The sequence below is a fragment of the Bartonella sp. 220B genome, from assembly GCF_026930205.1.
In the GTDB taxonomy this organism is placed as follows: domain Bacteria; phylum Pseudomonadota; class Alphaproteobacteria; order Rhizobiales; family Rhizobiaceae; genus Bartonella.
The window spans coordinates 367,981-380,678 of the sequence record NZ_JANHOI010000001.1 but is presented as its reverse complement, the minus strand read 5'-3'; the positions used below and the strand labels follow the sequence as shown (position 1 = coordinate 380,678).

Annotated in this window: 11 protein-coding genes; 3 read left to right on the top strand and 8 right to left on the bottom strand. The window is 41.7% G+C overall.

Annotated features, from left to right (window positions below; translation table 11 throughout):
• Positions 1–209: 209 nt before the first annotated feature.
• A complete protein-coding gene (efp, locus tag NPX99_RS01555; protein WP_269030033.1) occupies positions 210–782 on the top strand; it encodes an elongation factor P in 573 nt (190 codons plus the stop codon).
• Between the two features lie 15 nt (positions 783–797).
• On the top strand, positions 798–1,589 hold the full coding sequence (locus NPX99_RS01550) for an inositol monophosphatase family protein (protein ID WP_269029997.1): 792 nt from the start codon (positions 798–800) through the stop codon (positions 1,587–1,589).
• A 504-nt stretch (positions 1,590–2,093) separates the two neighbouring features.
• Here NPX99_RS01550 and NPX99_RS01545 read toward each other — a convergent pair.
• From NPX99_RS01545 to NPX99_RS01535, 3 genes are all read right to left on the bottom strand, one after another.
• Entirely contained in the window at positions 2,094–2,816 is a 723-nt protein-coding gene (locus tag NPX99_RS01545) for a hypothetical protein (RefSeq protein ID WP_269029996.1), read from the bottom strand.
• A gap of 327 nt (positions 2,817–3,143) precedes the next feature.
• Entirely contained in the window at positions 3,144–3,392 is a 249-nt protein-coding gene (locus NPX99_RS01540; protein WP_269029995.1) for a hypothetical protein, read from the bottom strand.
• A gap of 376 nt (positions 3,393–3,768) precedes the next feature.
• Positions 3,769–5,559 (bottom strand): ABC transporter transmembrane domain-containing protein, encoded by a 1,791-nt coding sequence (locus tag NPX99_RS01535; protein ID WP_269029994.1) that lies wholly within the window; start codon positions 5,557–5,559, stop codon positions 3,769–3,771.
• A gap of 209 nt (positions 5,560–5,768) precedes the next feature.
• Here NPX99_RS01535 and rpmE point away from each other — a divergent pair, with 209 nt between their 5' ends.
• Positions 5,769–5,990, top strand: coding sequence for a 50S ribosomal protein L31 (rpmE, locus tag NPX99_RS01530; protein ID WP_269029993.1), 222 nt, complete (start codon positions 5,769–5,771; stop codon positions 5,988–5,990).
• Positions 5,991–6,542: 552 nt separating this feature from the next.
• On the opposite strand, the gene NPX99_RS01525 is transcribed toward rpmE, so the two are convergent.
• The 5 genes from NPX99_RS01525 to tkt all read right to left on the bottom strand — a co-directional run bounded on the left by NPX99_RS01525 (position 6,543) and on the right by tkt (position 12,417).
• Positions 6,543–7,574, bottom strand: coding sequence for a class I fructose-bisphosphate aldolase (locus tag NPX99_RS01525; RefSeq protein WP_269029992.1), 1,032 nt, complete (start codon positions 7,572–7,574; stop codon positions 6,543–6,545).
• A gap of 107 nt (positions 7,575–7,681) precedes the next feature.
• Positions 7,682–8,878, bottom strand: a complete 1,197-nt coding sequence (locus NPX99_RS01520; protein ID WP_269029991.1) for a phosphoglycerate kinase — start codon at positions 8,876–8,878, stop codon at positions 7,682–7,684.
• Positions 8,875–9,165 carry a hypothetical protein gene (locus tag NPX99_RS01515; RefSeq protein ID WP_269029990.1) on the bottom strand — a complete coding sequence of 97 codons (291 nt, stop codon included), beginning with the start codon at positions 9,163–9,165 and terminating at the stop codon, positions 8,875–8,877. The genes NPX99_RS01520 and NPX99_RS01515 overlap by 4 nt, the downstream gene beginning before the upstream one ends.
• A 61-nt stretch (positions 9,166–9,226) precedes the next feature.
• Positions 9,227–10,234 carry a type I glyceraldehyde-3-phosphate dehydrogenase gene (gene gap / locus NPX99_RS01510; RefSeq protein WP_269029989.1) on the bottom strand — a complete coding sequence of 336 codons (1,008 nt, stop codon included), beginning with the start codon at positions 10,232–10,234 and terminating at the stop codon, positions 9,227–9,229.
• Between the two features lie 176 nt (positions 10,235–10,410).
• Positions 10,411–12,417, bottom strand: coding sequence for a transketolase (tkt, locus tag NPX99_RS01505; protein ID WP_269029988.1), 2,007 nt, complete (start codon positions 12,415–12,417; stop codon positions 10,411–10,413).
• Positions 12,418–12,698 lie beyond the last annotated feature (281 nt).

Genomic DNA, 12,698 nt, shown 5'->3' with positions numbered 1-12,698 from the left:
TAAAGGTCCTTTTTACTTAAGCTTTTCTCTTTGCCAAAAACATGAGAAAACTCATGAAGAGCACACAGGACCATGAGAGAGCTGCAAAGCTTATCAAATGGATTTGAGCCTGAAAATAACAAAAGAGCTTATTGTTAAAGGCAGCAAAGAAAAGCGCCATAAAGACAACAAGAGAGTTCTTTTTGCAAGAATGGAATTGGATAGAAACGATGAAAATTAATGGCAATGAAATTCGTCCTGGCAATGTAATCGAGCACCAAGGAAGCTTATGGGTTGCTGTAAAATGCAATGCGGTAAAACCAGGAAAAGGTGGTGCCTTTAATCAAGTTGAAATGAAAAATTTGATTGATGGTACAAAACTCAATGAACGCTTTCGTGCCGCTGAAACGGTTGAACGCGTGCGCCTTGAACAAAAGGATTTTACCTTCCTTTATGAACAAGGGGATGCTTTGGTCTTTATGGATTCCCAATCCTATGAACAACTTGAATTGCAAAAAGATTTTGTTGGTGAGCGTGCCGCTTTTCTCCAAGATGGGATGACAGTTACCGTTGAACTTTATCAAGAAAAGCCCATTGGCATCTCACTTCCAGATCAAGTCACTGTAACGATTGCAGAAGCGGACCCTGCCATCAAAGGGCAAACGGTCACCTCCTCTTATAAGCCTGCCATTCTTGAAAATGGTATGCGGATTCTTGTACCACCTTTTATTAATGCCGGTGAACGTGTCATTGTCGACACCAACGAATTGATTTATTTGCGTCGTGCAAATGAAAAAGGATAAATGAAGGAAGAACAGATGGCCCATTCTGCAATCATGAATGTCATGGTGCAAGCCGCAATGAAAGCTGGACGCTCTCTGGTGCGTGATTACGGTGAAGTGCAAAATTTGCAAGTGTCTTTAAAAGGACCAGCAGATTATGTAAGCCAAGCGGATCGCAAAGCAGAAAAAATTATCTTCAATGAATTAAGCAAAGCACGGCCCAAGTTTGGTTTTGTGATGGAAGAATCTGAAGAAATTATTGGTGAAGATTCACAACATCGTTTCATTGTTGATCCTTTGGATGGCACAACCAATTTTCTCCATGGCATTCCTTTTTTTGCTGTTTCCATTGCCTTAGAAAGTCAGGGGAAAATTGTTGCTGCTGTCATTTATAATCCCGTGAGTGATGAACTCTTTACTGCTGAACGCGGTGGTGGTGCTTTTTTTAATGACCGGCGCTGTCGTGTTTCCGCACGCCGCCGATTAGAAGATTGTGTCATTGCAACGGGCATGCCCCATTTTGGGCGTCCAAATCATGGAGCATATCTTATCGAATTGCGCAATGTAATGGCGGAAGTTGCTGGACTTCGCCGTTTTGGTGCTGCTGCTCTTGATTTAGCTTATGTTGCAGCTGGCAGAACCGATGGATTTTGGGAAGACAATTTGCAAATTTGGGATATGGCTGCTGGAATACTGATGGTGCGCGAAGCTGGTGGTTTTGTCACCGATAAAGAAGGGGGCGACGCGATATTTCGCAAAAAAAATATCATCGCGGGCAATGAACGCATTCGCAAAAAATTAGAAGAAACCCTCAAAAAAGGTCTTTAAATCTCAAAAAATATTCTTCAAAGCACCCTTGAGAGCATCACTTTCCACTTTCTAAACCAATATGTTATTGGTTCATAAAGCTGGTAATTTTATTACTGACACAGATAAAGCAGACGAAAACGCTCTATTTCACAAAAAAGTACCATCACAAGCAATGAACTCATTCCCATGAAACGGGAAAAACACCTCACAAAGGCATTTCTCTCTCAGATATTCGAGCCCTCTATCCTATACTTGTCATAATAATATTCCCCCTCATTTCAATCCACACAATTTCACACAATAGATTTGCAAGGATTTTAAAAGCCCCCAATTTGCTAAAGCTATGATTGAAGCAAGCAAGCCCGCAGCCTCTCTCTCATCTTTCTGCAACATCATCTAGAAAACCACCCTCCACGCATATCTTAAAGCCCCCCTTGCGTTTTATTCTCAACATTTTTCACCAAAACACGCGAGAGGCTCCAATAAACCACTGCATTTCTATGATCATTTCACACATTATAATCATTGAAGATAACCGGTCAAATAGGCACGAGATTTATGACAACGAAAATATTGATTTCTAAGAATCGCTGCTTCTATTTCACTTGCAAACTGTTCTTGTTCTTTTTCGATAGCCTCTCTCAGTGCCTCCACCTTTTCATCACCAAAGATGATTTTTAGCTTTTCTATTGAATTTCCTATTTTGACAAGCCTCTTCCAAAAAATCAACAGATCATAACATTCCTTATTTGCACTCTTCATCCATTCTATAACTCCCAATTTATAAGCCTCTTCAAATGTTGGAGGCTCCTCATCAAAGCACAGATCTTTTTTCTTCTCTTTATCTCTCTTTTTATACTTACTGAGTTTGTGTTTAACTTCATAATAAGCATTATCAAAATCAAAGGAAAGATAGCCCTCTTTTACCGCATCAATCAGCATCTTATAATGAATAAAAATTTCTCTTGCCGCTTTATAATCGCTGGAAGTATCATACAATAATGATAAAAGCTCTCTTTTACAAATGCATAATACCTCACAATTACCTGGCATAGAACCAAATCGTCCTATTATCTTTTTTAGCGTTTCATATTCTGTATATTGAGGTATATCATCATATCGACGAGGTGTATATTCCAAGTCGTCTCCCCAAAATGCTAAATCACAATAATATCCCCCAGCCTCCTCTGAAGCCTTATCTTTTTGTTGCTGTTCGTACAGTGCCATAATCATATCATCAACCATATATAACCACCAATGAAGAAACAACATCGTAGGTTTGTGTTGTTTTTTTTCGTCAGCGGATCTATAAATCTTTCAACAATTATCCCATTCTTTTTCATCAATCGCACAACTTTACGATAAGTGGTCTTAAAAATTGGGCGCGTCATTAGTTCGTTGAATCTTTCAATGTGCTCAGCAGTGAGCTTTGCTTTCAGCGCTTGCTCATAAAGAAAAATGTATCTGCATATCCTTGTGCACAAATACCTTCTATCATGGGATGTCGCTGTCCACTTGTGGAAACAAACTCTCCAGGGCACTTTATTTTGAGAATGTCATCTTCCCACTGTTCTACTCCCTCATCCCATTGTTCAATCCATTCACTTGGTATTTTTTGGTTTTTTTAAAAAGCTTTTCCTCCCATTGTGCAATAATATCTTTATATATCTCACACTCGCGATTTTTGAGTGTCGCGAATTTCTCAAATTGCTCGTATAGTTCGACAAATGCCTTTTTATGCCTAACTACTGCATCCCAAAGAAAAGCAACTATAATGATTCCTGCAAAGACTATCACCATCATTACAGTAGATGCACTCATTATTGCCGCCTTCTTGTTCGTTAATCATTTGTGCAGCTCTTTAATTAATTCTTTACCGTTGTATCAATATGTTTCATTGAAAACTTCAATCCACTAGATATTCCATCATTAAAAGAATAACATACAAAATATAGATCTTGTCATGAGAAATTGTGCAACAAATTGTATTTAACAATGCCGCTTTTTTTGCTTATAATCTCTCATCGGGTGCTACGCGCCCTTAAAAACGATGCCGTGTTCTTAAATTCTGCAAAACGTGCGTGTTTTTATCATCCAGAGATGCCTTTTTACCAACAACAGCCCCCCACAAAAAGCCGAAAGGGGACGTGCAATTGACAGTAAAACGATAAAAAGACTAATTCTTTATTGAGGAAGCTTATTCGTGTGCAAATTGCAATTTAGCGAGGTAGGCATAAACACCATTTTGCGCAACGAGTTCTGCATGTGTTCCTTCTTCAACGATTGTCCCTTTATCCATCACTAGGATACGATCTGCTTTCAAAATTGTTGCCAAACGGTGTGCAATAACCAGGGTTGTGCGATTTTGCATCAAACCTTCTAAGGCTTCTTGCACCAATTTTTCACTATTTGCATCTAAGGCTGACGTTGCTTCATCAAGCAGCAACAGGGGTGCATTTCGCAAAATCGCCCGCGCAATCCCAACACGTTGCTTTTGCCCACCAGAAAGCATTGTCCCCCGCTCTCCGACTTGCGTATCAAAACCTTTTGGTAAGGATTCAATAAATTCAAGTGCATTGGCTGTTTTAGCAGCGGCAATAATCTGCTCTTCACGGACATTTTCAGTACCAAAAGCAATATTATCACGCAATGTTCCGTCAAAAATAGCGACCTCCTGTGGAACATAAGAAATTGCACCGCGTAAATCTTGAAGAGAAAGACGGTTAATTTCCACGCCATCAAACTGGATTTTACCGCTGATTGGGTCATAAAAACGGAGAATCAAAGAAAAAAGTGTACTTTTCCCAGCACCAGAAGCACCAACAAAAGCCACCGTCTCACCCGCTTTGATAGAAAAGGAAACAGAGCGCAAAACCTTCTCTTCTGGTCTGGAAGGATAACTAAAATCAACTTGGTCAAAAACAATTGCACCTTGAACAGGTTGTGTAAATGGCACAGGAACTTTTGGTGTTGAAATGGTAGGCTGTTCTTGCAACAATTCGGCAAGCCGTTCAGCAGCACCTGCCGCTTGGATAAGTTCGGCACCAAGTTCCGATAATTGTGCAAAAGTTGTCGCTCCAAAAACGGCATAGAGAACAAATTGACCTAAAGCACCTGCCGTCATAGTACCATTCAAGACATCTCGTGAGCCAATCCATAAAACAGCAACCACACTGCTAAAAACCAGAAAAATCGCAAAACCGGTAAAAAAGGAACGCAAGATTACAGAAGCCCGTGCTGTCTGGAAGGCGCGTTCAATCAACTGTGAAAAATGTGTCGCAACGTGCCCTTCAGCAGTAAAAGCCTGAACAGTACGAATAGCGCTTACCTGTTCGGTTGCCAATGCATTAGCATCGGCGACGCGGTCTTGTGCTGCGCGTGTGCGTGTACGAACCCTGCGCCCAAAGACAATCAATGGAATAGCAACAAAAGGAATCGCGAGCAGCACCAGCGCAGATAATTTAGCATTGGTAATAACCATCATCACGATTGCGCCAATCACCACAATCAGATGACGTAAAGCCGTAGAAGCAGTTGAGCCAACAGCTAACTTTATTTGCGTTGTATCAGTAAGCAACCTTGAGACAAGCTCACCAGAATGAGATTTATCAAAAAAAGCAGGAGAAAGCTTCATAATATGGACAAAAACATCACGCCGTAAATCAGCAACAATGCGTTCTCCCAAGGTGATGACGCAATAATAACGGCAGGCGGAGGCAAGTGCGAGAAGCAAAGCTAAGACAAATAAAATAAAGAAATAAAAATTGATATGACCGTGACTTGAAGTGGAAAAGCCATAATCAAACATTTTTCCGATAGCAACGGGTAAAGCTAATGTAACAACAGCAGCAACAGTCAAAGCAAGAAAAGCAAAGATAAACAACCAGCGATAGCGCACAAAATAAGGGCTAAAAGTTGCAAGCGAAGACAATGAAGGTTTCGTCGTAGAAGGTTTTGTCGATTTTTCTGAATGATTGAAAAAATTCATAGGTTTTCGCTCACTTTATGAGGTTGTCTATAACTGTTGACGCAAATGATGTATCTTGAACACTTGTTTTTTAATGCGTGCTCAGTTATAGGAGTAGTACTTTAATCAATTTATCAAAAAGATAAGAGAAACGCACTTAAAAAGTGAAAAAGTGCCATTTCATTTTATAAACGCAAAAGGTCATTTTATAAACGCAAAAGGTTTGCCACATGAAAGCGAATATTCATCCAGACTATCACAAAATTACCGTTGTTATGACGGATGGCACCCAATATACAACGCGCTCCACTTGGGGGAAAGAAGGAGATGTCCTGAATCTCGATATTGATCCAACGACTCATCCCGCTTGGACAGGCGGCTCTCAAACATTGGTAGATCGTGGTGGTCGTGTTTCCAAGTTCAAAAATCGTTTTGGAAGTCTAGGGCTATAAAAACCTCCTTCTGACTATAATGAGCGAAAAGATTCTTCAAAGCATTGAGTGGTTGTTGCGACAGTCAATCTGCTCTAGCTTTAGAGAAAATACAGTTTTAGGACTTTTATAGTTGAGCGTTTTGTTAAAAGCACTTTAACAATGCAGATAAAACCCCACTTTCAAAGTGGGGTTTTATTGTTTATTGAGAAATCAAGGAAAGCTTAAACTGTAAACAGCGACTGCGAGAAAAAAACAGCTTAGAACATGAAGCGAACAACGCATCCACCAGATAAACAGCCCGTAGACAAAGAAATTATAATCATGGGTTGGAGGATTGTCTCCACTTTTTAGATTCAAAAATTGTTCTGAGAAACTTTAATCTTCAAATGTTGCCTGCTGCTACGCACATGCGATCCACAAACCGCATGCCGAATTTTACCGTCCACCATCCGATCATGTTTTTACACATGAAAAAAGGCGCATAAAGAGAATACTCCCGCCATCTCAGACTCTTTTAAGCAGCATAAAATTGATGCATTATCATAGTGTTACTGCTCCAGATGTTATCCTTCAAGCACAAGCTTTTTCGTGCTCTTGTGTCCATTGTCCTAAAGCAGCAAGATGATTCATGCGTGCACGATGACAAAAAGCTTTTTGTGCGGCAGCAACATTTTCTGCTTTTCCACCCCATGCCTTTAAGGCGGCGGCTTGCAAAGCACGTCCATAAGAAAAGGTCAATTTCCAAGGGTGTTTTCCCAAAGCATTGATAGCAGACAAATGTGCCGTTGCTTCTTGATCGGATTGTCCTCCAGAGAGAAAAGCAATTCCTGGAACAGCAGCAGGGACCGTTTGTTTAAGAACCTGAACCGTTTTTTCCGCCACCTCTTCAACGCAAGCGTTACGCGCATCTTTTCCATCAATCACCATATTGGGCTTTAAAATCATGCCCTCCAAGCTAACCCGTGCCTCAAACAATTCTTGAAACACCGTATGTAAGACAGCATGTGTTACCTCAAAGCAGCGCGCAATAGAATGTTGACGCGAAACCCCATCCATAAGCACTTCTGGTTCAACAATCGGCACAAGTCCAGCTTCTTGACACAAAGCAGCATAACGCGCGAGAGCTTGTGCATTTTGGCGTATTGCTCCTCTTGTTGGCAAAGTGTGTCCATCAATTGCAATCACCGCCCGCCATTTGGCAAAACGGGCTCCTAAAGCATAATAATCTTTTAAACGTTCACGAAGACCATCCAATCCTTCTGTAATCATTTCCTGCGGAAAAGCCGCCAAGGGTTTAGCACCGCTATCAACTTTAATACCGGGCAAAGCCCCCGCATCACGAATCAGATCTGTCAACATTTTCCCAGATGATGCTTTTTGACGAATGGTTTCATCAAATAAGATAACACCAGAGATAGCGCTTTCCATGGCTTCTTTTGCGCTAAAAAGCATTTCACGATAAGCGCGGCGATTATCCTCGTTGCATTCAACACCAATGCTTTCAAAACGCTTTCCAATCGTTGCAGTACTTTCATCTGCTGCCAAAATACCTTTCCCTGCACAAACCAGCGCAAGTGCTATATCTTCGAGACGTTCATTCATAAAAAAATCCTCTTTATTCTGTCATTCTGTCTTAACTTTCAAAAGTGAGCAACACATTGACACACTTTACACAATCCTATGAATATAAATTCCCTTCACATCAGCCTTTAAGCCTGCATGAGAGCAAGAATACCAGGCAGTACTTTGCCTTCCATCCATTCTAAAAAAGCGCCTCCTGCGGTTGAAAGATAAGTAAAGTCATGCGCAACACCAGCATGGTTGAGAGCAAAAACCGTATCTCCTCCTCCAGCAATAGAAACCAATTGCCCTGTTAAACTGCGTTCTGCAGCATAACGTGCAACAGCAATTGTTCCTTGATCAAAAGGAGGCATTTCAAAAACACCAAGGGGTCCATTCCAAACAAGAGTAGCAGCCTGATCAATCACGGCATTGATATGGGCAATGGAGCGTGTTCCAATATCCAAAATCATGCCCTCTTCGGGAATATCTCCCATATCATAGAGACGATGCGGGGTATTTTTTTCAAAGCGAAATCCAACAATCGCATCTACAGGAAGCAGAATTGTACATTGGCATTCTTGTGCTTTTTTAATAATTTTTTTAACCGTTTCCATGAGTGTATCTTCACACAAGGACTTTCCAATATGCATACCTTGTGCTGCTAAAAAACTATTAGCCATGCCCCCACCAATAACCAAATGATCAACCTTTTCAACCAAATGGTTGAGCACAAAAAGCTTACTAGAAACCTTTGCTCCTCCAACAATTGCGACCACGGGATGTTTTGGATTTCCAAGCCCTTTTTCTAATGCCTGCAATTCACACTGAAGCGAGCGCCCCGCATAGGAGGGCAATAAATGTGTTATTCCCTCTACAGAAGCATGCGCACGATGAGAGACTGAAAAAGCATCATTCACATAGAGATCGCCATGATGGGCTAAAGCTTCAGCAAAACAGCAATCATTTTTTTCTTCTCCAGAATGGAAACGCACATTTTCAAGCAGCAAAACACCACCATTTTGCAATGCCTCAACCGCTTTCTGCGCTGCAGGACCAATACAATCTGGTGCAAAAATCACAGGTTGATTGATTATTTTTTCCAGCACTGGCACAACGGGGCGCAGTGAGAATTCTGGTTCCACCTTTCCCTTAGGGCGCCCACAATGAGAAAGAAGGATAAGTTTAGCACCACGCTTTTGTAATTCTACCAGTGTCTCTTTATGCCGTTTGAGACGCGTCTCATCACAAACTTTTCCTTGCGCCATTGGAACATTAAAATCGACCCGCACAAGAACACGTTTTCCCGTAACATCAACATCATCAAGTGTCCGAAAACCCATCATTGCTTCCTCTTCACTTTCCGTTGTTTCAAACCAAAACGCACCAACTCAAACTTTTTCTCCATTCCCCTTTTTGGCGTAAGAGCACAGAGACCCGCATCTTTTATTTTGCTCCAAGCTTTATCTCCTTCAGGTGTTATTTTTGCCAATTTTGCTTCTCTCATCCATTGAGCAAAAATAGCAAAACCATACTCACCAAAACAGTCTCCACTCACCCTTGAGGCAATCTCTTTTTCTAACGCAACGTTTTTTAACGAAAAAACCTCTCCTGCTTTTTTTTCAAAAAACACGCTTCAATACTCTATAAAGCAATTTTACCCTTTTATGAAAAAAGAGTCCCCAAAGGTCCTCTTATATTGTTTTGGCAAAAGCTACAGCTGTATCACTCATACGGTTTGAAAAACCCCACTCATTATCATACCAAACCAAAACACGACAGAGCTGACCATCAATCACCTTCGTTTGATCATTATGAAAAATGGCAGAATGTGGATTATGGTTAAAATCACAACTGACGAGTTTTTCCTCTGTCACATCCAAAATTCCTTTAAGCGGTCCTCGAGCAGCAGTACAGAGAGCTGTATTAATTTCTTCAACCGTTGTCGAACGCTTAGCCGTAAATGTCAAATCAACAACGGAAACATTGGGGGTAGGAACACGAATCGACACACCGTCAAGCAAGCCCTTTAATTCTGGCAAGACCAATCCCACAGCTTTTGCAGCTCCTGTTGATGTAGGGATCATAGAAAGAGCCGCCGCCCGTGCACGATAAAGGTCACGATGCATTGTATCCAACACGGGTTGATCACCGGTATAAGAATGAATGGTTGTCATAAAACCCTTTTCAATGCCAACAGTGTTGTGCAAAACTTGCGCAACAGGTGCCAAGCAATTGGTTGTACAAGAAGCATTCGAAACAACCCGATGCTCTTTATTTAAAGACTGATGATTCACCCCGTAAACCACGGTAAGATCTGCACCTTCAGAAGGTGCAGAAACAAGCACACGCTTTGCCCCAGCATCTAGGTGAACACTTGCTTTGTCACGCGCAGTAAAAATGCCCGTACATTCCAAAGCAATATCGATATCCAAAGCTTTCCAAGGCAACTGTTCTGGATCACGCTCTGCGAACACTTTTATCAAACCACATCCGACATCAAGTGCATCACCCACCACCTTAACGGCCCCAGGGAAACGTCCATGCACTGAATCATAGCGCAACAAATGGGCATTTGTTTCCACCGATCCCAAATCATTCAGAGCGACCACATCAATATCTTTTCGCCCACTTTCCACAATGGCGCGCAAGATATTGCGCCCAATACGACCAAACCCATTAATTGCAACGCGAACAGCCATTTTCCATTTTCCTTATCGATCTTTGAGAGTGCAACAAATGGACTTTTATTTTCACCAGTCCCAAATCATGAACTCCGATACCCTTCACTATCTTGATCCGTTACTTTCCACAATAGTGTACAAAATCAAAATATTGTACCCAATACAACAAAACGCCTTCATTGCAATGCGAAAAGTCATTGCACATTTTCCTTATTGATCTTTTCAAGCTCTTTTTCAACAGTCGCAACGACATTCTCACAAGTGATGTTGAAATGCGCATAAAGCGCATCCATTGTCCCGCTTGCCCCAAAGCCCTCCATGCCGATAAACACACCATCACAGCCAATAAAGCGGTCCCATCCTTGCCGAATAGCAGCCTCAATGGCAATTTTAATGGGCGAATCCCCAATGAGAGCACGCTGATAAGAGAGGGATTGCTGTGCAAAGAGTTCAAAACAAGGCACAGAAACCACACGCGTTGGAATAGACTTTTCTTCTAAGAGCGCATGTGCTTTTACGGCAATTTGCAATTCTGAACCGGAGGCAAACAGCGTCACTTGCGCATCATCACTTGCGGTTAATAACTCATAAGCGCCCAACGTACAAAGATTTTCCTCTTCATGCTCTTGACGCAAAAGCGGTAAATTTTGACGGCTCAACGCCAAAGTGGAAGGTGTGTTGCGTGCTTTTAAAGCCAATTGCCAACACTCAACGGTTTCAACTGCATCTGCAGGGCGGAACACGAAATGATTGGGCATTGCACGCAAAGAAGCCAAATGCTCCACGGGTTGATGGGTAGGACCATCCTCACCAAGACCAATGGAATCATGGGTCATAACATAAATGACCCGCAATCCCATCAGAGAAGACAAGCGCATTGCAGGACGCATATAGTCAGAAAAGCATAAAAAGGTTCCGCCATAAGGAATAAAGCCTCCATAAAGGGCAAGACCATTCATCACCGCGCCCATGGCATGTTCGCGAATTCCATAATGCAGATAGCGCCCTGAAAAATCCTCAGCAGAAATACTTTTCATCTGACTGCTTTTTGTATTATTGGACCCCGTTAAGTCTGCCGAACCACCAATGGTTTCAGTAACCGCCTCATTGATAACTTCAAGAGCCATTTCTGAAGCTTTACGCGTAGCAACGCAAGGACATTCTTTAATAAGCTGCTGTTTATAAGTATCAATAGCGCTATCAAATCCACCCAACAGATCGCCCCGCATCAGTCTTTCAAACTCCAACCGTTCTGAGACAGGCAAATTTTCCAATTTTGTTTCCCATTTTTGCCGTTTTTTAGCAGCATTCAAACCAGCCAAGCGCCAATTATCGAGAATATCCGCTGGAACAACAAAAGGCTCCGCCTCCCATCCCAAAGCAATACGGGTTTCAGCAATTTCCCGTGCCCCCAAAGGCGCTCCATGAACTTTATTGGTTCCGGCTTTATTTGGCGCTCCAAAGCCAATGGTTGTTTTACAGGCAATAAAAGTTGGTTTATCGGAATTTTGTGCTGTTTCAATGGCATGTGCAATTGCGGCTTGATCATGCCCATCGATTTTGTGCGTATTCCAACCAGATGCTTTAAAACGCGCTATCTGATCTGTACTGTCAGCAAGAGAAATCTTTCCATCAATAGAAATATTATTATCATCCCACAGCACGATAAGCTTCTTGAGTTTTAAATGACCCGCAAGAGAAAGCGCTTCTTGGGAAATTCCTTCCATGAGGCACCCATCGCCCACCAATGCGTAAGTGTAATGACTGATGAGATCTCCAAAACGGGCATTTTGCAAGCGTTCCCCAAGAGCCATTCCCACAGCATTTGCCAACCCCTGTCCTAGAGGACCAGTGGTTGTTTCAATTCCGGCAGCATGTCCATATTCTGGATGCCCCGCAAGTTTTGCCCCTAATTGGCGAAAATTTTTGAGATCCTCAAGGGAAATATCTTCATAACCAGAGAGATAAAGTAAGGCATAAAGCAACATAGAGCCATGCCCAGCCGACAATATAAAACGATCACGGTTGGGCCAACGAGGATTTTTGGGGTCATGGGCAAGGAACTTTGTATAAAGAACGGTAGCAATATCAGCTGCCCCCATTGGCAAGCCAGGATGACCAGAATTTGCTTTTTCAATTGCATAAATAGCAAGAAAACGGATAGCATTGGCCATCTGATTCTGTTGTTCAGTATTTGTCATGAATGATAAACCATTTTGTTAAACACGTATGTTGGTTGCTTCTTCTGTATTCTTTTGTATTCTCTTCATTTTTTGAGAAGTACTTTTCAATTTTTAAAACCATCAGCGCAAAATTTCTTGTTATTACGTAAATAACATTCCCCTCATACTTCCTTATAGTATAATCATTTATGCCAATACTCTTAAAAAATCTAGCCTTTAATTCACATGCTTCCCCTGCTTTGCTTGCTAAAATGTCCTACATATTGAAAAATAAAATTCGCGTAAGAAAAGAAAATAAG